A 25,781-nucleotide genomic window follows, 5' to 3' on the forward strand; every position below is an offset into this window, starting at 1 on the left:
ACTTCGACCGGCAGTGACACGGACGGCCGGCCCGGGGGACCGTTGGTCTCGGGCCCGCAGGCACGGGCCCCGTGCCTGCGGGCGCACTCCCGGACCCACCTGGCGAAGGCCCGGCGGGCGACCACCCGCGCACCCCCACGAGGCCCCTCCCCACCACGGCCGTCCCATCACGGCCGCCGTACAAAGCCCCCTCACAACGGCACGATGTCCGGCGCCCCCAGCCGCGCCGCGTCCGCCGTCAGGTCGTCCGGCTGGCGCTGGGACTCCCGCTCGGCCTCCACCCGCTTCTCGTAGTGCTCCACCTCGCGCTCGATCTGGCCCTTGTCCCAGCCCAGCACCGGCGCCATCAGCCGCGCGGCCTCGCGGGCGGTGCGCGTGCCCCGGTCGAAGGTCTCGATCGAGATCCGCGTACGCCGGGTCAGCGCGTCGTCCAGGTGCCGGGCCCCCTCGTGCGAGGCGGCGTAGACGATCTCGGCGCGCAGATAGTCGTCGGCCGCCGGCAGCGGCTCGCCCAGTGAGGGGTCCTCGGCGATCAGGCCGAGCAATTCCTCGGTCAGCGAGCCGTACCGGTTGAGCAGGTGCTCCACTCGCACCACGTGGAGGCCGGTGCGGGCCGCGATCCGCGCTCGCGCGTTCCACAGCGCCAGGTAGCCCTCGGCGCCGAGCAGCGGGATCTCCTCGGTGACGCATTCGGCGACGCGCATGTCGAGCCCGCGCACGGCCTCGTCGACCGCGTCCTTGGCCATCACCCGGTACGTCGTGTACTTGCCGCCCGCGACGACGACCAGCCCCGGCGCGGGGTGCGCCACGGTGTGCTCGCGGGACAGCTTGCTGGTGGCGTCGGACTCGCCGGCGAGCAACGGCCGCAGGCCCGCGTACACGCCCTGGACGTCGTCACGGGTGAGCGGCACCGCCAGCACCGAGTTCACGTGCTCCAGCAGGTAGTCGATGTCCGCGCTGGAGGCGGCCGGGTGCGTCTTGTCGAGGTCCCAGTCGGTGTCGGTGGTGCCGACGATCCAGTGCCGGCCCCACGGGATCACGAAGAGCACGGACTTCTCGGTGCGCAGGATCAGCCCGGTCGAGGAGCTGATGCGGTCCCGGGGCACCACCAGGTGGATGCCCTTGGAGGCGCGGACGTGGAACTGTCCGCGCTCCCCCACCATGGCCTGCGTGTCGTCGGTCCACACGCCCGTGGCGTTGACGATCTGCTTGGCGCGGACCTCGTACTCGCCACCCGCCTCCACGTCCTGCACGCGCGCGCCGACGACCCGCCCGCCCTCGCGCAGGAATCCGGTCACCCGCGAGCGGTTGGCGGTCTGAGCCCCGTACGCCGCGGCCGTGCGCACCAGGGTGGCCACATAGCGGGCGTCGTCCATCTGGGCGTCGTAGTACTGCAACGCCCCGACCAGCGCGTCCTTCTTCAGGCAGGGGGCCACGCGCAGGGCGTGACGGCGGCTCAGGTGCCGGTGCATCGGCAGGCCGCGCCCGTGTCCGCGGGCCATCGACATCGCGTCGTACAGTGCCACGCCCGACCCGGCGTACAGCCGCTCCCAGCCCCTGTGTTCCAGCGGGTAGAGGAACGGCACCGGTTTCACCAGGTGCGGGGCGATCCGCTCCAGCAGCAGGCCGCGCTCCTTCAGTGCCTCCCTCACGAGCGTGAAGTCGAGCATCTCCAGATAGCGCAGGCCCCCGTGTATGAGCTTGCTGGACCGGCTGGAGGTGCCCGACGCCCAGTCCCGCGCCTCGACCAGTCCCGTGGACAGGCCGCGGGTCACGGCGTCGAGGGCGGTGCCCGCGCCCACCACACCCGCGCCCACGACCAGCACGTCCAGCTCGTGCTCGGCCATGGCCGCGAGTGACTCGGCGCGCTGCGCCGGTCCCAGTGTCGCTGTCCTCACCGCTGCCTCCCGCTCGTCCGTCGCGTAGGCCGCACCCGTCGGGCGAAGCCCGGTCTCTCACCCCATGCCCAAATTCTGACCGCCATGCCCGGCTTCAGCCACCAGTCGCCCCAGCCTGTGGACAACCCTCACGGAAACATCCGACGAGACTCGACCCATCAATCCCGCATATCGGTCATATTTACTCCTAGTCTGACATTGCGCTCGCTCGTCCAGTCCACAGGGCTTGCGCACCTGTCCCGTTTCGGTTATTGGGAAGGACGGCCCACGCCATGCCCGCAGATCTCGCCGTCATCGGACTCGGCCCGTACGGCCTGCCCCTGGCCCAGGCCGCCGTCGCCGCCGGCATCCCCACCCTCGGCTACCGGACCGGCCCCGAGTCCGGCTCGCTCAGCCCCGCCGAGCTGCGCAGGATGCTCGCGGGCGGCTTCCGCACCGCCGCGAGCCCCGCAGAGCTGGGCCGCGTACGCACCGCCGTCATCTGCGCGCCCACCCCGCGCGGCCCGGACGGCGGCCTCGACCTGAGTCAGGTGGAGGCCGCCGCCCGCACCCTCGCCCGCCGCCTGCGCCCGCACACCACCGTGATCCTGGAGTCCCCCGTACCCCCCGGCACCACCGAGGGCTTCCTCCGCGGGCTTCTCGAAGAGGGCTCCGGGCTGCGCGCCGGGCACGATTTCCACCTCGCGTACTCGCCCAGCCGTGTCGATCCCGGCAACCGCGACTTCACGCCCGCCAACACCCCCAAGGTCATCGGAGGCCTCACCTCCGCGTGCACGGAATCCGCCGCCGCCTTCTACGGCCGGCTCACCGAGAAGGTGGTGCGTGCGCGAGGCCCCCGCGAGGCCGAGACGGTCCGGCTCCTGGAAACCAACTTCCGCCACGTCAACATCGCCCTGGTCAACGAGATGGCGGTGCTCTGCCACGACCTCGGCGTCGACCTGTGGGACGTCGTCCGCTGCGCCGAGACCAAGCCGTTCGGCTTCCAGGCCTTCCGCCCCGGCCCCGGAGTCGGCGGCCACTCGGTCCCCCAGGACCTCGGCGGACACGCCGCACGCCCCCTGCGCATGGTCGAGGTGGCGCAGCAGGTCAACGACCAGATGCCCCGCTACGTCGTGCAGCGCGCCGCCGCCCTCCTCAACGAGCACGGCAAGTCCGCCCGCGGCGCGCGTGTGCTGCTCCTCGGCGTCACCTACAAGGCCGACCTCGCCGACCAGCAGGCCACCCCGGCCCAGGAGATCGCGATCCGCCTGAGCCAGCTGGGCGCGCAGCTCAGCTACCACGACCCGCACGTCCCGTCCTGGCACGTCCTGGACCGCCCGGTCCCCCGCGCCGACTCCCTCTACGAGGCGGCGGCCGACGCCGACCTCACGATCCTCCTCCAGCAGCACCGCACGTACGACCTCCAGGGCCTGTCGGTGAAGGCCCAGCTGCTGCTGGACACGCGCGGGGCCACGCCCACGGGGGCGGCGTACCGGTTGTGAGAAGCGCGCACCGCCCCGCACCCCCGCCGCAAGAGCACTGCCCGCCCCTCACCGGCGGCGGACCCGGCCGGGGCCGAACCGCAGGGGGACCGCGGGGGGGCTCCTGAACGGCGCGCCCAGGGTCCGCACGCCCGCACAAGCCGGGGTGCGCCGAGGGTCCGCACCCCGGCTTGTGCGGGCGAGGCGTTCACCGTCCGCGGGCCGGCACGACCCCCTCCTGCCTCACCGCACGTCCCGCCCACGCCGCTCCAGCACGAGCACGCGGAAAGGCCCGGACCACTCGGTCCGGGCCTTTCCGCCACTCAGTGCGCGCAGCGTCACCGCTTGTGCTGCGCGTCCGCCACCGTCACCTCGACCCGCTGGAACTCCTTCAGCTCGCTGTAGCCGGTCGTGGCCATGGCGCGGCGCAGGGCGCCGAAGAGGTTCATCGAGCCGTCCGGGGTGTGGGACGGGCCGGTGAGGATCTCCTCCAGGGTGCCGACCGTGCCCAGGTCGACCTTCTTGCCGCGCGGCAGTTCCTCGTTGACCGCTTCCATGCCCCAGTGGTGGCCCTTGCCCGGGCCGTCCGTGGCGCGGGCGAGCGGGGAGCCCATCATCACCGCGTCCGCGCCGCAGGCGATCGCCTTGGGCAGGTCGCCGGACCAGCCGACGCCGCCGTCCGCGATCACGTGCACGTACCGTCCGCCGGATTCGTCCATGTAGTCGCGCCGGGCCGCCGCCACGTCGGCGACGGCCGTGGCCATCGGGACCTGGATACCCAGGACGTTGCGCGTGGTGTGCGCGGCGCCGCCGCCGAAGCCGACCAGGACGCCCGCCGCGCCGGTGCGCATCAGGTGCAGGGCCGCCGTGTAGGTGGCGCAGCCGCCGACGATCACCGGGACGTCGAGCTCGTAGATGAACTGCTTCAGGTTCAGCGGCTCGTGCGACGACGACACGTGCTCCGCCGAGACCGTCGTACCGCGGATGACGAAGATGTCGACGCCCGCGTCCACGACCGCCTTGGAGAACTGGACCGTGCGCTGCGGGGAGAGTGCCGCCGCGGTGACCACGCCCGAGTCGCGCACCTCCTTGATGCGCTGCCCGATCAGCTCCTCCTTGATGGGAGCGGCGTAGATCTCCTGCAGGCGGCGGGTGGCGGCCTCGACGGGCAGCTCGGTGATCTCGTCGAGCAGCGGCTGCGGGTCCTCGTGCCGCGTCCACAGGCCTTCCAGGTTCAGCACGCCGAGGCCGCCGAGCTCGCCGATGCGGATCGCGGTGGCCGGGGAGACGACCGAGTCCATGGGGGCGGCCAGGAAGGGCAGCTCGAAGCGGTAGGCGTCGATCTGCCAGGTGATCGAGACCTCCTTCGGGTCCCGCGTACGGCGGCTGGGGACGACGGCGATGTCGTCGAAGGCGTAGGCCCGGCGGCCGCGCTTGCCGCGCCCGATCTCGATCTCAGTCACGTCTGTGGCCTTTCCCTGTTGCGTTTCAGCGCGTTCCAGTATCCCTGACGGGTCCGCGGGCGCCGCCCGACGTACGAGGAGGGCGGCCCGGGACGTGCCCGGTCCGCCCTCCGCCGAATCCGCGTCAGCGCTTGCTGCTGTAGTTCGGCGCCTCGACCGTCATCTGGATGTCGTGCGGGTGGCTCTCCTTCAGGCCGGCGGAGGTGATCCGCACGAACCTGCCCTTGGACTCCATCTCCCCGACGGTGGCGGCGCCCACGTAGCCCATGGTCTGGCGCAGACCGCCGACGAGCTGGTGGAGCACGTTGGACAGCGGGCCGCGGTAGGGCACCTGGCCCTCGACGCCCTCGGGGACGAGCTTGTCGTCGGAGGCGACCTCCGCCTGGAAGTAGCGGTCCTTGGAGTACGACCTGCCCTGCCCGCGCGACTGCATGGCGCCCAGCGAACCCATGCCGCGGTACGACTTGAACTGCTTGCCGTTGATGAAGAGCAGCTCGCCCGGCGACTCCTCGCAGCCCGCGAGGAGGCTGCCCAGCATCACCGTGTCGGCACCGGCGGCGAGCGCCTTGCCGATGTCGCCGGAGTACTGCAGGCCGCCGTCGCCGATCAGCGGGATGCCCGCCGGACGGGCCGCGAGGGAGGCCTCGTAGATGGCGGTGACCTGCGGGACGCCGATACCGGCGACGACGCGGGTGGTGCAGATGGAGCCCGGTCCGACGCCGACCTTGATGCCGTCGACACCGGCGTCGATGAGCGCCTGGGCGCCGTCGCGGGTGGCGACGTTGCCGCCGATCACGTCGATGTCCACGCTGGACTTGATCTTCGCCATCCAGCTGAGGGCGTTGCTGTTGTGGCCGTGCGAGGTGTCGACGACCAGGAAGTCCGCACCGGCCGCGGCGAGGGCCTGGGCGCGCTCCAGGGCCTCGGGGCTGGCGCCCACGGCGGCCCCGACGAGCAGCCGGCCCTCGGCGTCCTTCGCGGCGTTGGGGTACTTCTCGGCCTTCACGAAGTCCTTGACCGTGATCAGGCCCTTGAGGACACCCTGGTCGTCGACCAGCGGCAGCTTCTCGATCTTGTGCCGGCGCAGCAGCTCCATGGCGTCCACGCCGGAGATGCCGACCGTGCCGGTGACCAGCGGCATCGGCGTCATGACCTCGCGCACCCGACGGCTGCGGTCGGTCTCGAAGGCCATGTCACGGTTGGTGACGATGCCGAGGAGTTTGCCGGCCGGGTCGGTGACGGGGACTCCGCTGATGCGGAACTTGGCGCACAGCCCGTCGGCCTCGGCGAGCGTGGCGTCGGGGTGCACGGTGATCGGGTCGGTGACCATCCCGGACTCCGACCGCTTCACCAGGTCGACCTGGTTGACCTGGTCCTCGACGGACAGGTTGCGGTGCAGCACTCCGACACCGCCGAGGCGGGCCATCGCGATCGCCATGCGCGACTCGGTGACCTTGTCCATGGCGGCGGACAGGAGCGGGATGTTGACCCGGACGTTGCGAGAGATGCGGGACGAGGTGTCGACCGCGCCCGGCAGCACTTCGGATGCGCCCGGCAACAGCAGCACGTCGTCGTAGGTCAGCCCGAGTGTCGCGAATTTTCCGGGCACTCCGTCGACGTTTGCAGTCATGACACCTTCCCCAGATGGCCTTGCTCGGTGCGGATGTCCATGCTAACGGGAAGCTGAGGTGTCTCATTCCACGTTCACGGAGGCGCGAAGGCTTCGCACATTCGTACGGGCCGGGGCCGTCGGTGCGCAGGTGCCGCACCGGCCCTCGCGTGACGGGGCTACTGCTCGGCCAGCGCCCGCAGCCGGCTCAGCGCCCGGTGCTGTGCGACGCGCACGGCGCCGGGTGACATTCCCAGCATCTGGCCGGTCTCCTCGGCGGTGAGCCCGACCGCGATGCGCAGCAGCAGCAGCTCACGCTGGTTGACCGGGAGGTTGGCCAGGAGTTTCTTGGCCCATTCGGCGTCGCTGCTGAGCAGGGCGCGCTCCTCGGGGCCGAGCGAGTCGTCCGGGCGTTCGGGCATCTCGTCGGAGGGTACGGCCGTGGAGCCGGGGTGACGCATCGCGGCGCGCTGCAGGTCGGCGACCTTGTGGGCGGCGATGGCGAAGACGAACGCCTCGAAGGGACGCCCGGTGTCTCTGTAACGCGGCAGGGCGAGCAGAACCGCCACGCAGACTTCCTGCGCGAGGTCCTCCACGAAGTGCCGGGCGTCGCCCGGGAGCCGCGACAGCCGCGTACGGCAGTAGCGCAGGGCGAGGGGGTGGACATGGGCGAGCAGGTCGTGCGTGGCCTGCTCGTCCCCGTCGACGGCACGGTGAACGAGCGCTCCGATCGCCCCTTGGGCAGTGACCGCATCGTCCTCACGCATCGGTCCATGGTGCCCTGCGCCCGTCCGATCCGTGGCACCGCGCCTGTTGTTGTGCACCGAAGCGTTATGAGCAGGTGCGCCGGCACTCATACCCTGCGCCCTCCCCTTCCGCTCGACCGACTCGTCCCCGAGAGACTCCACCCCTCAAGGATGCGGCATGCGCGGCGAAACGAGCAGCGGGCACCCGGCGGGCCGCCCTGCCACCCCCGCCCACCTGGCGGTGGGCGGGGAATTCGCCGCTTCCGCCGGGCGTGTACGAGGGGCGGGACACGCCTGGCGGTGGGCGGGGAATTCGCCGCTTCCGCCGGGCGTGTACGCGGGGCGGGACACGCGGCCGTCCGGTGACGCGGCCCGACGCACACGGGGCGCCCTGGGGTCTGTCGTTTGGTTCGGGCCGGCTGTAAGAAGCGGTGCTTCGCAGCCGACCCGAGCGGGGTCTGGTGCGTGCGGCTGCGAGGCGGAGGAGGGCGTCAACGCGGAGCGTTGGCAACCGACGACAACGCGGCAGATGTGCGTGCCAGACCCCGCGACGCCGGGGTGATCCAACGACAGGCCCTAGCGGACCAGGCCCCACCGGAAACCGAGCGCGACGGCATGTGCCCGGTCCGAGGCGCCGAGCTTCTTGAACAGCCGTCGGGCGTGCGTCTTGACCGTGTCCTCGGAGAGGAACAGCTCGCGGCCGATCTCGGCGTTGGAGCGGCCGTGGCTCATGCCTTCGAGCACCTGGATCTCACGCGCGGTGAGCGTGGGCGCGGCGCCCATCTCGGCCGAGCGCAGCCGGCGCGGCGCGAGCCGCCAGGTCGGGTCGGCGAGGGCCTGCGTCACCGTGGCCCGCAGCTCCGCGCGGGAGGCGTCCTTGTGCAGGTACCCCCGGGCGCCGGCGGCGACGGCCAGCGCCACGCCGTCCAGGTCCTCGGCGACCGTCAGCATGATGATGCGCGCGCCGGGGTCGGCGGACAGCAGCCGGCGGACGGTCTCGACGCCGCCCAGTCCGGGCATGCGTACGTCCATCAGAATGAGGTCCGAGCGGTCGGCGCCCCAGCGGCGGAGGACTTCCTCACCGTTGGCCGCAGTCGTCACCCGCTCGACGCCGGGCACGGTGGCAACCGCGCGGCGGAGCGCCTCTCGGGCGAGCGGGGAGTCGTCGCAGACGAGGACGGATGTCATGGCCGCCCTCCGCAGCTGATGCACGTCACCTTGAGCCTCCAGGCTGGTACGAAATCGTCACCTGTGCGGTCGACCGTCTCGGACGTTCGTCCGAGCGCTTGTCACTTCGACCGCCTCCGCACTCTCAACGACGGTCACTCGAAAGAGTTACGGGGCCGCGCGCCGTCTTCGGCACTCTACGTGAGGGGACGGACACGTGCAGACATGCACAGCAGACCCTCAATCTTTCATCACAACCTATGCCCCATTTGGACCCTTTTCTTCCCTCTTGTTGGTGTTTGCGGCTAGATTCGCAATGAGTCATATTTTCATCTTCTTAGATGGTAGTTGTACGGTCGTGGGCACCCGGTCCACCCAGAACGGCTACAAGGGGTCACGCAATGGCAGATTTCTCCCGCCTTCCCGGACCGAACGCGGACCTGTGGGACTGGCAGCTCCTGGCTGCCTGCCGAGGGGTGGACAGCTCCCTCTTCTTCCACCCCGAGGGTGAGCGCGGCGCGGCACGGAGTGCTCGTGAGAACTCGGCCAAAGAGGTCTGCATGAGGTGCCCGGTCCGCGCACAGTGCGCGGCACACGCGCTTGCGGTACGCGAGCCGTACGGGGTCTGGGGCGGACTGACCGAGGACGAGCGCGAGGAGCTGATGGGGCGGGCGCGCAACCGGCTGGTGCCGACGCCCGCGCACGGTTCCGGTCACGCCTCGCACACGTGAGGGAGCCCGAGACCACTCAGAAGGAACGTTTCTCTTGTGAACTTCCGGGCCCTGCCGCCCCGGCCCGGGCCCCTTAACGCGCGGCGGCGCGCGTCAGCTCGTCCAGCGTCGCCGACACGGCCGGCACCTGTGCCAGGTCGGGCAGGGTGAGCGCGACGATCTCGCGGCGCACCGCCGGTTCCAGCGTCACCGTGCGCGCGCCCCGCGGCCGTACGGACTCCACGGCGAGCTGGGGCAGGACGGCCACGCCCAGGCCCGCGCCCACCAGGCCCACCACGGCGGGGTAGTCGTCGGTCGCGAAGTCGATGCGGGGCGTGAAACCGGCGCTCTCGCACACCTCCACCAGCTGACCGCGGCAGCGCGGGCAGCCCGCGATCCACGGCTCCCTGGCAAGCTCCCCGATGGCGACACTCTCCGCGCGCGCGAGGCGGTGCCGTTCCGGCACGAGCGCGACGAGCCGGTCGGTCAGCAGCGGCCGTACGACGAGGTCGGCCCATTCCTCGGCGCCCGCCGCGCCCGCGTAGCGGAAGGCGAGCGCGATGTCGCAGTCGCCCTCGCGGAGCAGTTCGACGGATCTCGGGGGTTCGGCCTCCTCCAGGGAGACGCGGGTGCCGGGGTGGGCGGCGCGCAGGGCGGCCAGGGCGGTGGGCACGAGGGTGGAGCTGCCGCTGGGGAAGGACACCAGCCGGACCCGGCCGGCGCGCAGTCCGGCGATGGCGGCGACCTCTTCCTCGGCCGCGACGAGTCCGGCGAGGATGCCGACGGCGTGCCGTACGAGGGCCTCGCCGGCCTGGGTCAGCCGCATGGTGCGCCCGCTGCGGATCAGCAGGGGCGTGCCGACCGAGGACTCCAGGGCCTTGATCTGCTGGCTGACGGCGGGCTGGGTACAGCCCAGCTCGCGGCCCGCCGCCGAGAAGGAGCCGGTGGTGGCCACGGCGCGCAGGACACGGAGATGACGGGCTTCGATCACTCTTCAAGGATAAGTGAAGCTTTGGACCGAAGCCGGATAATGCGTCGACGCTTTGACCACAGCTCGCCTACCGTGCCGCCATGAAGCTTCTGTCTGTGAATCTGGGCCGCGCCCGGGCCGTGCCCTACACGGATCAGCCGGACGGGCTGACCGGCATCGACAAACGGCCGGCCGACGGGCCGGTACGGGTGGCGGCGCCCGGACCGAAGGGGGCCGGCGCGAGCGGTCTGGCGGGGGACGCGGTGTGCGACACCCGCCATCACGGCGGGGACCACCAGGCGGTGTACGCGATGGCGCGCGAGGACCTCGACCAGTGGGAGCGCGAGCTGGGGCGCACCCTGGCGAACGGCACGTTCGGCGAGAACCTCACCACGGCGGGCGTGGACGTGTCGGGGGCGCTGATAGGCGAGCGGTGGCGGGTCGGCCCGGACGTCGTGCTGGAGGTGGCCAGCGGCCGGATTCCGTGTCGCACCTTCCAGGGCCATCTGGGTGAGGAGCGGTGGGTGCGGCGGTTCACGGAGAGGGGCGCGCCGGGGGCGTACCTGCGGGTGATCGAGCCCGGGGAGATCCGCGCGGGGGACGCCGTGGAGGTCGTGCACCGCCCCGTGCACGACGTGACGGTGGCGGTGCAGTTCCGCGCGGTGACCACCGAACGGGCGTGGCTGCCGCGGCTGTTGGCGGCGGGCACGGCGCTGGACCCGGAGGCGCTGGCGACGGCACGGACGTACGTGGAGAAGCGGGGCGGCTGACGGTGCGCGGCGGCCGTTCGTCCGCGCGCCGCCGTACGCGCCGTCGACCGGGGCTTCACCGGCGGGGAGGAAGCGTGCAGAAAAGGGACCTCTGGGGTCCGGGTCACTAATCTGGCGCCATGACAACGGCATTGATTACGGGATCGACGGCGGGCATCGGTGCGGCGTTCGCGCGGCGGCTGGCGGCCGACGGGCACGACCTGGTCCTGGTCGCGCGGGACACGAAGCGCCTGCGGGAGCAGGCGACCGAACTGCACGACCGGCACGGCATCGAGGCCGAGGTCCTGACCGCCGACCTGGCGACGGACGACGGCATCGAGGCGGTCGCCGCCCGGCTCGGGGACCGCCGGAACCCCGTCGACCTGCTGATCAACAACGCCGGCTTCGGCAACAAGGGCCGCTATCTGGAGGTGTCCCTCGCCGACGAGCTGACCATGCTCAAGGTGCACTGCGAGGCGGTGCTGCGGCTGACGTCGGCGGCGACGGAGACGATGCGGAAGCGGGGCCGCGGCGGTGTCGTCAACGTCGCTTCGGTGGCGGCGTTCGTGCCGCGTGGGACGTACGGCGCGTCGAAGGCGTGGGTCGTGCAGTTCACGCAGGGCGTGGCGAAGGACCTGGCGGGCAGCGGCGTCCGGCTGATGGCGCTGTGCCCCGGGTTCGTGCGCACGGAGTTCCACGAGCGGGCCGGGATGGGCACGGACAACATCCCGGGCTGGATGTGGCTCGACGCGGACAAGCTGGTCACGGCGGCACTGCACGATCTGGCCCGCGGCAGGACGGTGTCCATTCCGGACCCGCGCTACAAGGCCCTGATGGGCCTCGTGAAGGTGGTGCCCCGGGATCTGCTGGGCGGGCTGTCCTCGCGGACGGGGCGGAAGTACGGGCCGCGGTAGGGGCGTCCCGGGACGGGGGCGGGGTGCCGGGGAGGGGCGGTGGGGAGCACGAGACTCCCTACCGCCCCTCGTTCGTCTCACACGCCTGCGGCCATCCGCACGAACGCCGCCCACTGGGCAGTGGAGACGTTGAGTATCGCCGCGTCCGGTCGCTTGGAGTCGCGGATCAGTACGGCTGTATCCGCATCGGCGACCTCAACGCAGTCACCGCCGCTACCGGAGCTGTAGCTGCTCTTGGACCAGCTCACCTCGTCCGCGGCGGGCTCGGAGCTGCTTGCCTTCATACCTCTCCCAACAGCTTCTCGATGAAGGTCAGCGACTCCCGAGGAGTGAGTGCCTGCGCTCGGAGAACACCGTAGGTTGCTTCCAGGGGACCGACCTTCTTGGGCGCGGTATACAGGATGCTCGCCTCCTGTACCTCCATGTACCCCACCCTGCGCTGGTCTTCGAGGTGGATCAACGTAAAGGCGCCGCCCAGCCCAGCGTGTTCGTCGCGTTCGGTCGGCATGACCTGCATCTCGACGTTGCGCTCGTGCCCGTACAGCAGCAGTTGCTCCAGTTGGCCATGTAGGACCTGGTGCCCTCCGACAGGTCGGCGGAGCGCCTGTTCCTCGATGACGAAACTGAGGAGAGGCACGGGCCGCCGAGAAAAGAGCCTCTGCCTCTCCAACCGAGCCGCCACGCGCTGCTCAATGACTTCCGGGTCCAGCAGAGGGCGCCACATCGTGAAGACCGCTCGTGCGTACTCCTCGGTCTGCAGTAACCCTTTGACCACGTGGTTGTCGTAGGCGTGCAGCTCAACCGCCTGGGTCTCCAGCTCCGCGTACCTCCGGAAGAACCCCGGATACCGAGCCTTCGCCACTTCCCCCTTCATCGCGACCAGGACCCCCCGCGCCCCCACCTCCCGGTCCACCGCGTCCACCAGTTCCGGCCGGGGGATGCGCCGACCCTGCTCCACCGCCGCGATCAGCGCCTCGCCGTAGCCGACCCGCTCGCCCAGCTGCGCCTGGGTCAGCCCCGCGACCTCCCGCAGCAGCTTCATCTGGCGGCCGAAGCACCGCAGGAACTCCCCGTTCGAGTCCGCGCCCGCACCCGCGCTCTCCACACCCGCACCCGAATCCGCGCCCATCCCGTTCGTCCCCTTCAGCACGCCCAGCCTTCGTCACCCGTGCTCGCACGGTAGGAAGCACAAACGTCAACCACGCAGGAATCGCCATAAGTTGCGACGTACGAGTGAACGCCGTTCACAACGGCTCTCTTCACTCAACGCGTCCACACCAGCACAATCCGTGCGGTACCGTCGCCTCGACATCATGTCGTCCGCGTGCCACGCCGGGCGCAGACGAAGACGGCCCCCGCGACGGCTGCAACCGTCCGCGAGGGCCTGAACCACCAGTGGAAGTAAGGGCTCCCACCGTGATTTACCGGCACCATATCGCGCCCCCGCGCGCCTTCACGCAGTTCTCCCACGACCTCATCCGGCACCCCCGGCTGTCCTCCGACGCCGTGCGACTGCTGACCTGGCAGCTCTCCCTCCCGGAGGGAGCGCGCGAGTCGTTGTCGCGCACCGCCGAGCGCGCCCGCATCGGGGCGTGCGCCTTTACGCGGGCCAAGCGGCAGCTCAAGGAGGAGGGGTTCGTGCACGAGCGGCGACTCCAGGGGCCCGGCGGTCACTGGGTCACCCAACAGCTCGTCTCCAACGTGCCGTTGAGCGCCGCCGAGGCCGCGAAGGTTCTCGCCCGGGGGCCCGTACACGCGCCCTCGGTCCCCGCATCCGCGCAGGTCGCTCCGGGTCCCCGCATTCCGGCCGTCGGTGACCCGACGCCTCGGCCCACCGACGGTCATCCAAGGAAAGACCCCGGGGAAAACACCTCCCACCGTCCCGCCGGGCCGGACGGCATCACCCCGGAGACCTCGGAAGCCGCCGGGGAACCCGGGGGACCCGGGTCCCCCGAAGCCGCCCGCGCCCTCGTCACCGCCCTCCCCCGCCTGTCCCCCGACCTCCGCCGCATCCCCCGGGGCATGCACGACGAGCTGGCGCGGCTCGTCTCCGCCTGGCTCGCGGCCGGGCACACCCCCGCCGGCATCCGCACGCACATCCTGCGCGGCCTCCCCGACGACGGCACCCCGGTCCACCGCCCCGGCGGCCTCCTGCGCTACCTGCTCCGCGACGTGCCGCCCACACCCGACCGCGACGCCACCCCGGCCGCCGAACGTCCAACCCGCACCTGCCAGCCCAGCCGCCTCGCCGCACTCCGGGAATGCGAGGGCGACCACCTACAGGCGACGCTCTTCCGTCCGGCCGCCGACGAGACGATGTGCCGCCGCTGCCTCAACTCACCGCCGCCCGAGGGCAGTCGGGCGGCGACCCCACGACCCCAGTCGTTCACACCATCTCCACAAATGCTGTAGGTTCCCGCCCATGGCCACAAGCAACGTGAGCGAGAATCCGGAGTCGCGATTCTCGGCAGCACTGGTGAGCGCAGCGAGATTCCCGGGCGTGCGCATCAACAGGGAGGCGTACCTCCGAAAAGCACTGACTCGCTATTGCTCCGAGGACGACATTCGCAGAGCAATCGAAGAGACCCCTGCGGCGGCGGGTATCCCTCTCGAAGTTCTGAACAAAGCGGCCAATGACTCGATCAACTACGAAACCGCCAAGGTCAGCACTCTCTCTGCGGCTGCCGGGATACCTGGCCTCCTCGCCCTTCCCGCCACTGTGCCCGCCGACACGGCCCAGTACTTCGGGCACATGCTGCGTATCGCGCAGAAGCTCGCCTATCTCTACAGCTGGCCCGACCTGTTCTCCGACAACGACGACCTCGATGACGCGACCAAGGGAGTACTCACGCTCTTCTTCGGCGTGATGTTCGGCACCCAGTCGGCGAACGCCGCCGTGGGGAAGGTCGCGGGGATGATGGCCGAGCAGGTCGCCAAGAAGCTGCCGCAGCAGGCACTCACCAAGGGCGTCATCTACCCCATCGTGAAAAGGGTCGCGGGCTACCTCGGCGTTCAGATGACGAAGCAAACGTTCGCCAAGTCCGTCTCCAAGGCCATCCCTCTGGTCGGGGCGGTCGTTTCCGGCGGGCTCACTCTCGCGACCTACCTACCCATGGCCAAAAGGCTGAAGAAGCACCTGTCCGGCTTGGAGTTGACGAAGCCGTCGCACCGGGTCGTACATGGGGAATTCACAGAAGTTCACGAGCCTTTCGCCACAGACCACGCTGAGCAGCACGACGCAGACGACAGTGCCACCAAGCCGGGGCATCCTCATTCCTGTTGACTCGTCAGAGAGTCACTGCCCTGGGGCGACGGGAGCGCGCGTCCGGCGTTGTCGGACGCCTGACAGGATGCGCGCCATGGCATCGCGAGGCGACAGTGACAAGACGTACGTGGTCGGCCTGTGCGACCAGGTCCTCGGTGAAGAGGCCCTGACCCAGCACCGGTTCGACTGGCTGCTCGGCGACCCGGGGGCCGGGGGCCGACAGGTCGGGCTGCCGGTCGACGCGTACTGGCCCGGCCACCGGCTGGTGGTCGACTACCGGGGACTCCACCACGACCACCCGGTGCCGCACTTCGACAAGCCGGACCGGCTCACCGTGAGTGGTGTCCACCGGGGCGAGCAGCGTGCCCTGTACGACGCCCGCCGTGACACCGAGATCCCCGCCCACGGGCTGCGGCTGGTCGTGGTCCGGCCGGCCGACCTCGACGCGGACGGGCGCGGGCGGCTGCGGCGCGACCATGAGGCAGATCTGGTGGCGCTGCGGAAGATCCTGGCCCCACCGGCCCGCGCGGAGGCCGCCCCGGCCGGCCCGACAGCGTAGTCCCGCCGCCCCGACAGACGACTGCCGTGGGGCGTCGTACCTGGTGAGCGGGGGTGTGGGCGTACGATCCGGCCCCATGCTCGTCGCGGCCCTCTGCGAGGACTGGGGCATCGCCCCGCGGTCCGGTGCGCCCGGACAGACCGTGTGGGTGGCAGAGCGGGCCGGACACATCAGCGCTGCGAGCAGCCCGGACGTCCGGCAGTGGCACCCACGGACTGCGGAAGAACGCCCGGGGCCCTGCCCTCCGTGTCAGGGAGGGCAGGGCCCCGGGGGACGCCTCACGCGTCGTACCACTCAAGCGGCCGCGGGCGGCCTTCGCTCAGTGGGAGTGACCGTGGCCGTGGCTGTGGCCCGCGGCGGCCGGCTCTTCCTCTTCCTTCTTCTCGACGACCAGGGTCTCGGTCGTGAGGAGGAGGGAGGCGATGGAGGCGGCGTTCTCCAGGGCGGAGCGGGTGACCTTGACCGGGTCGATGACGCCGGCCTTGATCAGGTCGCCGTACTCGCCGGTCGCGGCGTTGAAGCCCTGGCCCTTGTCGAGCTCGGCGACCTTGGAGGTGATGACGTAGCCCTCCAGGCCGGCGTTCTCGGCGATCCAGCGCAGCGGCTCGACGGCGGCCTTGCGGACGACGGCGACACCGGTGGCCTCGTCGCCGGTCTTGCCGAGGCCGCCGTCCAGGACCTTCACGGCGTGGACGAGCGCGGAGCCACCACCGGAGACGATGCCCTCCTCGACCGCGGCGCGGGTCGCGGAGATGGCGTCCTCCAGACGGTGCTTGCGCTCCTTCAGCTCCACCTCGGTGGCGGCACCGACCTTGATCACGCACACGCCGCCGGCCAGCTTCGCGAGGCGCTCCTGGAGCTTCTCGCGGTCCCAGTCGGAGTCGGTGTTCTCGATCTCGGCCTTGATCTGGGCGACGCGGCCCTGCAGGTCGTCGGTCTTGCCGGAACCGTCGACGATCGTGGTGTCGTCCTTGGTCACGGTGACGCGGCGGGCGGAGCCGAGGACCTCGAGACCGACCTGGTCGATCTTGAGGCCGACCTCCTCGGAGATGACCGTGGCGCCGGTGAGGACGGCCATGTCCTGCAGCATCGCCTTGCGGCGGTCGCCGAAGCCGGGGGCCTTCACGGCGACGGCGTTGAAGGTGCCGCGGATCTTGTTCACGACCAGGGTCGACAGGGCCTCGCCCTCGACGTCCTCGGCGATGATCAGCAGCGGCTTGGAGGCGTTGGCCTGGATGACCTTCTCCAGCAGCGGCAGCATGTCCGCGATGGAGGCGATCTTGCCCTGGTGGATCAGGATGTACGGGTCGTCGAGGACGGCCTCCATACGCTCCTGGTCCGTCACGAAGTACGGCGACAGGTAGCCCTTGTCGAAGGCCATGCCCTCGGTGAAGTCCAGCTCGAGACCGAAGGTGTTGGACTCCTCGACGGTGATGACACCGTCCTTGCCGACCTTGTCCATGGCCTCGGCGATGAGCTCGCCGACCTGCTGGTCCTGGGCGGACAGCGCGGCCACGGCGGCGATGTCGGACTTCTCGTCGATGGGACGCGCGGTCGCGAGGAGGTCCTCGCACACGGCGGCGACGGCCGCGTCGATGCCCTTCTTCAGCAGCGCCGGGGAGGCGCCGGCGGCGACGTTCTTCAGGCCCTCGCGGACGAGCGCCTGGGCCAGCACGGTCGCGGTGGTCGTACCGTCACCCGCGATGTCGTTGGTCTTGGTCGCCACCTCCTTGACGAGCTGGGCGCCGAGGTTCTCGTACGGGTCGTCGAGCTCGACCTCGCGCGCGATGGTGACGCCGTCGTTGGTGATGGTCGGGGCGCCGAACTTCTTGTCGATGACGACGTTGCGGCCCTTGGGGCCGATCGTCACCTTCACCGTGTCGGCGAGCTTGTTGACGCCGCGCTCGAGGGCGCGACGGGCGTCCTCGTCGAACTTCAGGATCTTCGCCATGGGAGCGTGAGCCCTCTCGGAAATCTGGGTGAAAGTACTGCGCCCCGGGCGCCCGGCTTCTTAGGTCGCGGGGGCCAGGGGCGCAGTTCGAGCAAAGGTGCTGTGCGTCGAGGTGACTTACTTCTCGACGATCGCGAGCACGTCGCGGGCCGAGAGGACGAGGTACTCCTCGCCGTTGTACTTCACCTCGGTGCCGCCGTACTTGCTGTAGAGCACGACGTCGCCGACGGAGACGTCGAGCGGAAGACGGTTGCCTTCCTCGAAGCGGCCCGGGCCCACAGCCAGGACGACGCCCTCCTGGGGCTTCTCCTTGGCGGTGTCCGGGATGACCAGGCCAGAGGCCGTGGTCTGCTCGGCGTCGAGCGGCTGGACCACAATGCGGTCCTCGAGCGGCTTGATGGCAACCTTGGTGCTGGCGGTCGTCACGATCCGACCTCCCCCTTCGGAGATCTCACGGGGTTAACTGTCTGAGGTGGCGACCAGGTGGATCCGTCGTCGCGGGTGCCGGACCTGCCCGTCGCGTTGTTGGCACTCTCCTGTGGGGAGTGCCAGAGCCGAGACTATGACCGCGATTAGCACTCGGTCAAGCGGAGTGCCAATTGCGCGCGGCGCGGCGGAAGATTCCGCTCCTCGGCGGCCCCTCTTCAGGGGGCTTCAGCGGGTGGTTCCGGGCGGGGCGAGGTAGTCCTCGAGCCGGCCCACTCTCAGTCCCCGCTTCCCGATTTCCCCGAGGAGACGGACCGTGCGGGCCCGCAGGGTGAGGGCGGGGGCGTCCGCGGAGGGGAGCGAGACGATGTCGCCGGGGGCGAGACGCCGGGTGCCGCCGGTGAAGGTGAGCCCGCCGTCACCGCCCAGCATCGCCCGCCACAGGACGAACGCGTGGATGCCGCAGCCGGCCGCCACCCGGCGGGTCGTCGTGTCGTAGCGGCCGTACGGCGGGCGGAAGAGGTGGGGGCGGACGCCGAAGCGGGACCTGAGCTTGTGCTGCTGGCCGCAGATCTCCGCGCGCTGTCCGGCGTACGGCAGGCCGGGCAGGGCCGGGTGGTCGAGGGTGTGGTTCTGGATGCTCGCGCCGACCGCGCGCAGCCGGGCGAAGTGCGCGTAGCCCGGCCCGACGACGCTGTCCGTGAGGAACATGGTCACCGGCAGGCGGCGCTCGCGGACGAGGTCGATGAAGGCCGGGTCGCGTTCGGCGCCGTCGTCGTACGTCAGGAAGACCACCGGGTCGCGGGTGGGGACGCGGTCGAGCACCGGGGGGAGGGGGCGGGGCACGGCGGGGCGGGCGGGGGCGGGCGGGTGGTCCGAGGTGCGGTCGGAGCCGCGGCCCGGGGACTTCGTACCCGGGGCGTCCGGGCCGGCCGGGGCGTGCGGGGTGGGGGCGCAGGCCGTGAGCAGCAGGGCGGCCAGGGCGGCGGCGACGGTGCGTGGGCCGGTGCCGCTTCGGATGCGTGTGTCCCGTGTGTCCCGGGAGGCTGCGACGTCACGGAAGGCCGCGAGAAACGCCCGGCTCTTATCGTTTTGTCGTCCTGCCCGCATGGGGTGGGATCCTCCCAGGCGGCCGGCCGGAACCCGGCACGACACCGCCGACGCGGGCACGCCGTCCACCGACTGGCCCACAATGACCCGGTGAACGACCTCGCTCCCCTGCTGAGTCCCGAAGGCCGCGCCCTCCTGGAAGAGGTCCGCGGCACCGCCCCCGCCGAGGAACTCGCCGTCGCCACCCGGCTGCGCCGCGACCATCCGGCCGAGCTGGTGTCGGCGGCGCTCGGCCAGGCCCGGCTGCGGCAGCGGGCGGTGGCGAAGTTCGGGGCGGGGGACGCCGGGCGGATGTTCTTCACGCCGAACGGGGTGGAGCAGTCGACGCGGGCGAGCGTCGCGGCCCACCGGGCGCGCAGGTTCGCGGAGGTGGGGGTCGCCTCGGTCGCCGATCTGTGCTGCGGCATCGGCGGGGACGCGATCGCGATGGCGCGGGCCGGGATCCGCGTCCTCGCCGTGGACCGCGACCCGCTGACGGCGGCCGTGGCGCGGGCGAACGCCGAGGCGCTGGGGCTCGCGGAGCTGATCGAGGTGCGGGAGGCGGACGTCACGGACGTGGACACCGCCGGTTTCGACGCCGTCTTCGTCGACCCGGCGCGGCGCGGCGGCCGGGGCCGCGTCTTCGACCCCGAGGCGTACTCCCCGCCCCTGTCCTGGGCCGTACGGGCGGCCGGCACGGCACGGCACGCGGCCCTCAAGGTCGCCCCCGGCATCCCGCACGAGGCGGTGCCCGCGGCGGCCGAGGCCGAGTGGATCTCCGACGGCGGGGACGTGAAGGAGGCGGTGCTGTGGTTCGGCACCGAGCCGGGCGCCGTACGGGCCACCCTGCTGCCGGGGCCGCGCACCCTGCTCTCCCGCGGGCTGCCCGACCCCGCCGTCCGCCCCGTCGGCCGGTACCTCTACGAGCCCGACGGCGCCGTCGTCCGCTCCCACCTGGTCGCCGAGGTCGCCGAACAGCTCGACGGCGGCCTGCTCGACGCCACCATCGCGTACGTCACGTCGGACACGCTGCGGCCGAACCCGTACGCCACCGCCTACGAGATCACCGATCACCTGCCCTTCAACGTCAAGAAGCTGAAGGCGCTGCTGCGGGAGCGGCAGGTCGGGGTGCTGACCGTGAAGAAGCGCGGCTCGGCCGTCGAACCGGAGGAGCTGCGCCGCAAGGTCAAGCCGCAGGGCCCGCACGCGGCGACGGTGTTCCTGACCCGGGTGGCGGGCGCCCCGGCCATGCTCGTCGGGCGTCCGGCCGGCGCCCCCGGCTGAGCGGCACGGCCGGGCACCCGCGAAGTGCCCACTACGCCGCCCGCCGGCCCCCAGAGGTCAGGCCGACTCCGTCGCCGCCCGGCGCAGCAGCAGGTCCCGCTCGCGCGCGTTGCGGGTGAGGGAGGCGGCGCGGGTGAACTCCGCGGCGGCCTCCGCTCCCCGTCCCAGCCTGGCCAGCAGGTCGCCGCGCACGCTGGGCAGCAGGTGGTAGTCCTTGAGCGCCGGTACGCCGGCCAGCGCGTCCACCAGCTTCAGGGCCGGCTCGGGTCCCTCCGCCATGGAGACGGCCACCGCGCGGTTCAGCTCGACCACCGGGGACGGGGAGCGGGCCGCGAGCAGGCCGTACAGGGTGGCGATGCGGCCCCAGCCGGTCTCCTCGTAGGTGTGCGCGTGCGCGTGGCAGGCGGCGATCGCGGCCTGCAGGGCGTACGGGCCGAGGGCGCCGTCCGCGGCGGCCTCGGCGCGGGCGAGCGCGGCGGCGCCGCGGGCGATGAGCATGCGGTTCCACCGGCGCCGGTTCTGGTCCTTCAGGAGGACCGGCGCACCGGACGCGTCGGTCCGGGCGGCGGCGCGGGACGCCTGGAACTCCAGGAGCGAGGCCAGCGCGTGCGCCTCGGACTCCTTCGGCATCAGCGACGACACCAGGCGGGCCAGCCGCAGCGCGTCCTCGCACAGGGCGGGGCGCAGCAGGTCGTCGCCGGCCGTGGCGGCGTACCCCTCGTTGAAGATCAGGTAGATGACGTCGAGTACGGAGCCGAGCCGGGCCGCCCGGTCGGGGCCGTACGGCACCTCGAAGGCGATGTTCCGGGTGGCGAGGGTGCGTTTGGCGCGGCTGATGCGCTGGGCGACGGTGGCCTCGGGCACCAGGTGGGCGCGGGCGATCTCGGCGGTGGTGAGGCCGCCGAGCAGCCGGAGCGTGAGCGCGGTGCGCGCCTCGGCGGACAGCACCGGGTGGCAGGCGGTGAAGACCAGCCTGAGCAGGTCGTCGTCGATGTCCTCGGGGTCGGCGGGCTCCCCGGGCGGCGGCGTGGTCTCCAGGTCGCGGCCGATCTCGGCGAGCTTGCGGGCGTAGGTGTCCCGGCGGCGCACCAGGTCGACCGCGCGGTGCCGTGCGGTGGCCATGAGCCAGGCACCGGGGTTGTCGGGCACGCCGTCGCGCGGCCACCGTTCCAGGGCGGCGACCAGCGCGTCCTGCGCCAGCTCCTCGGCGAGACCGACGTCCCGCACGACGCGGGCGACACCGGCGATGATGCGCGGCGATTCGATGCGGAAGACGGTTTCGACGGTCTCGGCGGTGTGGCGGGGGTCGGGGGTGCGGCGGGGGCGGGGGGCGCGGCGCGGGTCGAAAGCGGCTTGCGGGGCGGCGCCGGACCGGCCGGACCCGCCGGTGGGACCGGTGGGACCGGTGGGGCCCATGGGGTCGGTGCGGTCGACCGGCCGATCGGCGGAGTCGGCGGGGCCGGCGGAATCGCTGGGCCTGGCGGGGCCGCTGGACCCGGCGGGGTCGGCGGCGGGGCCGGGGCGGCCGTAGGGGGCGGCGGGGCCGTCGGCGGGGCCGGCGGGGGGCTGTGGGCTCACAACCCCCCATTCGACACCCGGCGCGGCGGGGCGGCGACAGACCGGGCGGGATCAGCCGCCGTCGATCTCACGCAGCTCGCAGGTGATGTTCCAGCCCTCGCCGTGGGTCCTCAGGAAGCGGGACGCCCACTCCTGGGCCTCGGCCATGTCCTTGCACTGCATGATGGCGTAGCCGCCGACGACCTCCTTGGTCTCGGTGAAAGGCCCGTCGGTGACCGAGAGCTGCCGGCCGTCCCAGTGCACGCGGGCGCCCTGCGCGGTCGGCGCCAGGCCGGCGGTGTCGAGCATCACCCCGGCCTTGGTGATCTCGTCCAGCAGCTTCCCCATCCGTTCCATCACCTCGGGTCCGGGTCCCCCGGCGGGCGCGGTGTTCTCGTCGATGCGGATCAGCGACATGTAGCGGGGCACGGTGGCTCCTCGGGTCGGTCGGGCCGGGTCCTTCCCGGCCTCTCACCCCTTGCGTCGATCGGGACCCCGCCGTCTCGACACGGCCACCGGATTTTCTTCGGGAAATTTTCCGGGCGCCGCAGAGTCCGGGCTCACGGCTCACGGCTCACGGCCCACGGCCCACGGCTCGCGCGACCCCGAGCTCAGGCGCTCACGCGACCCCGAGCTCGCGGCCCCGGGCGTCAGGCCGGGGGTACTGCCGTCGGGCGGGGAGTGCTGCCGGCCAGGCCGGGAGTGCGGCCATCAGGCGGGGTGTGCGGCCACAGGCGGGGAGAGGCGACGTCATGCCGGGGGTGCGGCCGTGCTGCTGCGGACCACGAGGCTGGTCGCCAGCTCCACGCGGGTCGCGGCCGGGGTGCCCTCGTCGCGGCCGAGGTCCAGCAGCAGCTTGGCGGCGGCCTCCGCCATCTCCGTCAGCGGCTGGCGCACGGTCGTCAGCGGCGGACCCACCCAGCGCGCCACGGGCAGGTCGTCGAAGCCGACCACGCTGAGGTCCTCGGGGATTCTGAGGCCCAGCTCGCGCGCCGCCTCGTACAGGCCGAGCGCCTGGAGGTCGTTGCCGGCGAAGACGGCGGTGGGCCGGTCCGGGCGGCCCAGCAGGGCGAGGCCCTGGCGGTAACCCGCGTCGTGGTGGAAGTCGCCGGCCCGGATCAGACCGGGGTCGACCGGCAGCCCGGCGGTCTCCAGGGCGGCCCGGTAGCCGTCGACACGGGCGCGGCTGCACATCATGCGGGACGGTCCGCTGATCGCGCCGATGCGGGTGTGGCCGAGGTCGACCAGGTGCCGGGTGGCGGCGAGGCCGCCCTGCCAGTTGGTGGCGCCGATCGAGGGCACGTCCGCGCCCGGGTCGCCGGCCGGGTCCATCACCACGAACGGGATGGAACGGCTGGTGAGCAGCGCGCGCTGCGACCCGTCGAGGTCGGACAGGACGAGGATGACGCCGTGCGGGCGGCGGGCGGCGACCTGGTCGGCCCAGCTGCGGCCCGGCGTGAGCCGCCCCGCGCTCTCGGACAGGACGACGCTCAGCCCGGCGTCGCGGGCGACGTTCTCCACGCCCCGGATGACCTCCATCGCCCAGGCGCTCTCCAGCTCGTGGAAGACCAGGTCGATCAGCGGGGAGCGGCTGGCCTCGGCGCGCCGGCGGCGGTAGCCGTGGGCGCGCAGCAGGTGCTCCACGCGGGCCCGGGTGGCGGGGGCGACGTCGGCGCGGCCGTTCAGGACCTTCGAAACAGTCGGTGCCGACACACCGGCCTCGCGGGCGATCTCGGCGAGGGTCGCGGTCTGCGTGGACCGGCCTCGTGTCCGGGTTTCTGCGGGCTGCGGTGATGTCATGGCGGCGATCGTAACCCCGTACGACGGCGGGACGAAGACCTTGCCCCGTCAGGAAGCTCCGGAACATTCGACGGAGTAGGCGAAACATTCGCCTCACGGGCCCCGGGAGTCACGACGGCCCGGAACCGCGCGGCGCTCCGGTCAGTCCGCACCCAGCGACTCGAACCGCCAGCGGTGCACCGCGCGGGTCACCAACCCGCCCGGGGGCTCCGGCAGTTCGGGGAGCTCCGCGTCGTACGGCGCCTCCCACCACGTGACGACCAGCACCCGGTCCCGCGGGGCGCGGAAGGTCTCCCGGCGCAGGGGCGGCGGCACCAGTTCCCTGGCGCGCGCCCAGGCGAGCAGATCGGCGCCCCTGCCGTCGGCGGCCCGCGCCTCCCACATCAGCGCGACTGTCATGCGTACACGGCCGTCATGAGTAGAGGTTCTCCCCGCGGACCTCGTGACCGGCCTCGTGACCGGTTCCGTGCAGGTGGTCGGGGCCCGGCACGTGCGGGTCCGTCACCGGCAGGGAGGAGTCCGCGGACAGGTCCCAGCCCGACGCCGGCCGGTTGCGGGCCACCATCTCCGCACCGAGCGCGGCCACCATGGCCCCGTTGTCCGTGCACAGCTTGGGGCGCGGCACGCGCAGCCGGATGCCGGCCGCCTCGCAGCGCTGCTGGGCGAGCGCCCGCAGCCGCGTGTTGGCGGCCACGCCGCCGCCGATCATCAGGTGGTCGACGCCCTCGTCCTTGCAGGCCCGCACCGCCTTGCGGGTCAGGACGTCCACGACCGCCTCCTGGAAGGACGCCGCCACGTCCCGCACCGGCACCTCCTCCCCCGCCGCCCGCTTGGCCTCGATCCAGCGGGCCACCGCTGTCTTCAGTCCGGAGAAGGAGAAGTCGTACGCCGGGTCGCGCGGGCCGGTCAGGCCGCGCGGGAACGCGATGGCCTTCGGGTCGCCCTCGCGCGCGTACCGGTCGATGACCGGGCCGCCGGGGAAGCCCAGGTCGAGCACGCGGGCGATCTTGTCGAAGGCCTCGCCCGCCGCGTCGTCGATGGTGGCGCCCATCGGGCGGACGTCGGAGGTGATGTCGGAGGACAGCAGCAGCGAGGAGTGGCCGCCGGACACCAGCAGCGCCATCGTCGGCTCGGGCAGTCTGCCGTGCTCCAGCTGGTCCACGCAGATGTGCGAGGCGAGGTGGTTCACGCCGTAGAGCGGCTTGCCGAGCGCGTACGCGTACGCCTTGGCCGCCGACACACCGACCAGCAGCGCGCCGGCCAGGCCCGGGCCCGCGGTGACCGCGACGCCGTCCAGGTCGGTCGCGCTCACCCCGGCTTCCTTCAGCGCGCGTTCGACGGTCGGGACCATCGCCTCCAGGTGGGCGCGCGAGGCGACCTCCGGGACGACACCGCCGAAGCGGGCGTGCTCGTCGACGCTGGAGGCGACCGCGTCCGCGAGCAGGGTGGTGCCGCGGACGATGCCGACGCCGGTCTCGTCGCAGGAGGTCTCGATCCCCAGGACCAGGGGTTCGTCAGTCATGGATCTCGGTTCCTTGTACGGAGGGTGAGGGGGCGTCCGGGCTGCTGCCGCCGTCGGAGGCCTTGGTCGCGAGGCGCATCACCAGGGCGTCGACGTTGCCCGGCTGGTAGTAGCCGCGCCGGAAGCCGATGGCCTCGAAGCCGAAACGCTCGTACAGCTTCTGCGCGCGGACGTTGTCCACGCGGCACTCCAGCAGCACCTCGGCGCATTCGAAGGCGGTCGCGGCCTTCAGCAGTTCGGTCAGCATCCGGGAGCCGAGGCCGGTGCCCCACTGGTCGCGGGCCACGGCGATGGTCTGCACGTCGGCGGTGTCACCGGCGGCGGCGAGGCCCGCGTAACCGGCGATCCGCCCGTCCTCCTCGGCTACCAGGTAGCGCCGGGTCGCCCCGGGGCCGCGCGCGTGCGCAAGTTCGGACCAGAACATGCCGCGCGACCAGGCGTCCTCGGGGAACAGGTCGCGTTCCAGTTCGAGCACGGGGTCGATGTCCCACCAGCGCATCTCGCGGAGCGCGGCGGACGGGGCGACGGGCACGGATGCGGACCCGGTCGCGGACACGGACGCAGTCGCGCTCCCGGCCCCGGTATCGGTATCGGTTCCGGTTTCGGTACCGGTTTCGGTTCCGGTTTCGGTATGCGTACCGG

General features: G+C 72.1%; 25 protein-coding genes. 8 read left to right on the plus strand and 17 right to left on the minus strand.

Translation table 11 applies throughout. The features are described 5' to 3' along the window. Positions 1-191 precede the first annotated feature (191 nt). On the minus strand, positions 192-1,898 hold the full coding sequence (locus ABZ354_RS14930) for a glycerol-3-phosphate dehydrogenase/oxidase (RefSeq protein ID WP_358656708.1): 1,707 nt from the start codon (positions 1,896-1,898) through the stop codon (positions 192-194). Between the two features lie 272 nt (positions 1,899-2,170). On the opposite strand from ABZ354_RS14930, the gene ABZ354_RS14935 reads away from it, so the two are divergent. Further along, the gene (locus ABZ354_RS14935; protein WP_358656710.1) at positions 2,171-3,379 is read left to right on the plus strand and encodes a nucleotide sugar dehydrogenase; all 1,209 of its coding nucleotides are present in this window, start codon (positions 2,171-2,173) and stop codon (positions 3,377-3,379) included. A 317-nt stretch (positions 3,380-3,696) separates the two neighbouring features. On the opposite strand, the gene ABZ354_RS14940 is transcribed toward ABZ354_RS14935, so the two are convergent. The 4 genes from ABZ354_RS14940 to ABZ354_RS14955 form a co-directional block, all read right to left on the minus strand. Further along, positions 3,697-4,821: a GuaB3 family IMP dehydrogenase-related protein gene (locus ABZ354_RS14940; protein ID WP_358656712.1), complete on the minus strand. Its 1,125-nt coding sequence runs from the start codon at positions 4,819-4,821 to the stop codon at positions 3,697-3,699. Between the two features lie 124 nt (positions 4,822-4,945). Then, positions 4,946-6,451 (minus strand): IMP dehydrogenase, encoded by a 1,506-nt coding sequence (gene guaB / locus ABZ354_RS14945; protein WP_358656714.1) that lies wholly within the window; start codon positions 6,449-6,451, stop codon positions 4,946-4,948. 158 nt (positions 6,452-6,609) lie between these two features. Continuing rightward, positions 6,610-7,197, minus strand: a complete 588-nt coding sequence (locus tag ABZ354_RS14950) for a sigma-70 family RNA polymerase sigma factor (RefSeq protein ID WP_358656716.1) — start codon at positions 7,195-7,197, stop codon at positions 6,610-6,612. 555 nt (positions 7,198-7,752) lie between these two features. Beyond that, positions 7,753-8,364 (minus strand): response regulator transcription factor, encoded by a 612-nt coding sequence (locus ABZ354_RS14955; protein WP_003948568.1) that lies wholly within the window; start codon positions 8,362-8,364, stop codon positions 7,753-7,755. 380 nt (positions 8,365-8,744) lie between these two features. On the opposite strand from ABZ354_RS14955, the gene ABZ354_RS14960 reads away from it, so the two are divergent. Then, entirely contained in the window at positions 8,745-9,074 is a 330-nt protein-coding gene (locus ABZ354_RS14960) for a WhiB family transcriptional regulator (RefSeq protein WP_358656718.1), read from the plus strand. Positions 9,075-9,147: 73 nt separating this feature from the next. Here the strand turns inward: ABZ354_RS14960 and ABZ354_RS14965 are convergent, their stop codons facing one another. Beyond that, on the minus strand, positions 9,148-10,044 hold the full coding sequence (locus ABZ354_RS14965) for a LysR family transcriptional regulator (protein ID WP_358656720.1): 897 nt from the start codon (positions 10,042-10,044) through the stop codon (positions 9,148-9,150). An 80-nt stretch (positions 10,045-10,124) separates the two neighbouring features. Here ABZ354_RS14965 and ABZ354_RS14970 point away from each other — a divergent pair, with 80 nt between their 5' ends. Next, positions 10,125-10,793 carry an MOSC domain-containing protein gene (locus ABZ354_RS14970; RefSeq protein ID WP_358656722.1) on the plus strand — a complete coding sequence of 223 codons (669 nt, stop codon included), beginning with the start codon at positions 10,125-10,127 and terminating at the stop codon, positions 10,791-10,793. A 119-nt stretch (positions 10,794-10,912) separates the two neighbouring features. Further along, positions 10,913-11,686, plus strand: coding sequence for an SDR family oxidoreductase (locus tag ABZ354_RS14975; protein ID WP_358656723.1), 774 nt, complete (start codon positions 10,913-10,915; stop codon positions 11,684-11,686). A 77-nt stretch (positions 11,687-11,763) separates the two neighbouring features. Here ABZ354_RS14975 and ABZ354_RS14980 read toward each other — a convergent pair whose 3' ends face one another. Both ABZ354_RS14980 and ABZ354_RS14985 read right to left on the minus strand, forming a co-directional pair. Beyond that, complete coding sequence (locus ABZ354_RS14980) at positions 11,764-11,970, minus strand: DUF397 domain-containing protein (protein ID WP_358656725.1); 207 nt, start codon at positions 11,968-11,970, stop codon at positions 11,764-11,766. Continuing rightward, the gene (locus tag ABZ354_RS14985) at positions 11,967-12,836 is read right to left on the minus strand and encodes a helix-turn-helix transcriptional regulator (protein ID WP_358656727.1); all 870 of its coding nucleotides are present in this window, start codon (positions 12,834-12,836) and stop codon (positions 11,967-11,969) included. The genes ABZ354_RS14980 and ABZ354_RS14985 overlap by 4 nt, the downstream gene beginning before the upstream one ends. A gap of 266 nt (positions 12,837-13,102) precedes the next feature. Here ABZ354_RS14985 and ABZ354_RS14990 point away from each other — a divergent pair, with 266 nt between their 5' ends. From ABZ354_RS14990 to ABZ354_RS15000, 3 genes are all read left to right on the plus strand, one after another. Next, the gene (locus ABZ354_RS14990; protein WP_358656729.1) at positions 13,103-14,098 is read left to right on the plus strand and encodes a hypothetical protein; all 996 of its coding nucleotides are present in this window, start codon (positions 13,103-13,105) and stop codon (positions 14,096-14,098) included. Positions 14,099-14,108: 10 nt separating this feature from the next. Further along, a complete protein-coding gene (locus ABZ354_RS14995; protein ID WP_358656731.1) occupies positions 14,109-14,969 on the plus strand; it encodes a hypothetical protein in 861 nt (286 codons plus the stop codon). A gap of 76 nt (positions 14,970-15,045) precedes the next feature. Beyond that, a complete protein-coding gene (locus ABZ354_RS15000; RefSeq protein ID WP_358656733.1) occupies positions 15,046-15,510 on the plus strand; it encodes a hypothetical protein in 465 nt (154 codons plus the stop codon). A gap of 319 nt (positions 15,511-15,829) precedes the next feature. Here ABZ354_RS15000 and groL read toward each other — a convergent pair whose 3' ends face one another. From groL to ABZ354_RS15015, 3 genes are all read right to left on the minus strand, one after another. Beyond that, entirely contained in the window at positions 15,830-17,461 is a 1,632-nt protein-coding gene (groL, locus tag ABZ354_RS15005) for a chaperonin GroEL (RefSeq protein ID WP_358656735.1), read from the minus strand. Between the two features lie 117 nt (positions 17,462-17,578). After that, positions 17,579-17,887, minus strand: a complete 309-nt coding sequence (groES, locus tag ABZ354_RS15010) for a co-chaperone GroES (protein WP_030287454.1) — start codon at positions 17,885-17,887, stop codon at positions 17,579-17,581. Positions 17,888-18,115: 228 nt separating this feature from the next. After that, positions 18,116-18,997, minus strand: coding sequence for a polysaccharide deacetylase family protein (locus ABZ354_RS15015; protein WP_358656737.1), 882 nt, complete (start codon positions 18,995-18,997; stop codon positions 18,116-18,118). A gap of 90 nt (positions 18,998-19,087) precedes the next feature. On the opposite strand from ABZ354_RS15015, the gene ABZ354_RS15020 reads away from it, so the two are divergent. After that, positions 19,088-20,260, plus strand: a complete 1,173-nt coding sequence (locus ABZ354_RS15020) for a methyltransferase domain-containing protein (RefSeq protein WP_358656739.1) — start codon at positions 19,088-19,090, stop codon at positions 20,258-20,260. 57 nt (positions 20,261-20,317) lie between these two features. On the opposite strand, the gene ABZ354_RS15025 is transcribed toward ABZ354_RS15020, so the two are convergent. The 6 genes from ABZ354_RS15025 to rimI all read right to left on the minus strand — a co-directional run bounded on the left by ABZ354_RS15025 (position 20,318) and on the right by rimI (position 25,638). Then, positions 20,318-21,676, minus strand: coding sequence for a sigma-70 family RNA polymerase sigma factor (locus tag ABZ354_RS15025; protein ID WP_358656902.1), 1,359 nt, complete (start codon positions 21,674-21,676; stop codon positions 20,318-20,320). Between the two features lie 213 nt (positions 21,677-21,889). After that, positions 21,890-22,246, minus strand: coding sequence for a YciI family protein (locus ABZ354_RS15030; protein WP_358656741.1), 357 nt, complete (start codon positions 22,244-22,246; stop codon positions 21,890-21,892). A gap of 321 nt (positions 22,247-22,567) precedes the next feature. Further along, complete coding sequence (locus ABZ354_RS15035; protein ID WP_358656743.1) at positions 22,568-23,617, minus strand: LacI family DNA-binding transcriptional regulator; 1,050 nt, start codon at positions 23,615-23,617, stop codon at positions 22,568-22,570. Positions 23,618-23,758: 141 nt separating this feature from the next. Next, positions 23,759-24,016: a hypothetical protein gene (locus ABZ354_RS15040; protein ID WP_358656744.1), complete on the minus strand. Its 258-nt coding sequence runs from the start codon at positions 24,014-24,016 to the stop codon at positions 23,759-23,761. 13 nt (positions 24,017-24,029) lie between these two features. Further along, positions 24,030-25,139 carry a tRNA (adenosine(37)-N6)-threonylcarbamoyltransferase complex transferase subunit TsaD gene (tsaD, locus tag ABZ354_RS15045; RefSeq protein WP_358656745.1) on the minus strand — a complete coding sequence of 370 codons (1,110 nt, stop codon included), beginning with the start codon at positions 25,137-25,139 and terminating at the stop codon, positions 24,030-24,032. After that, positions 25,132-25,638: a ribosomal protein S18-alanine N-acetyltransferase gene (rimI, locus tag ABZ354_RS15050; RefSeq protein WP_358656904.1), complete on the minus strand. Its 507-nt coding sequence runs from the start codon at positions 25,636-25,638 to the stop codon at positions 25,132-25,134. Before rimI ends, tsaD begins: the two co-directional genes overlap by 8 nt. Positions 25,639-25,781: the final 143 nt, after the last annotated feature.

Source organism: Streptomyces sp. NPDC005925 (genome assembly GCF_040638805.1).
In the GTDB taxonomy this organism is placed as follows: domain Bacteria; phylum Actinomycetota; class Actinomycetes; order Streptomycetales; family Streptomycetaceae; genus Streptomyces.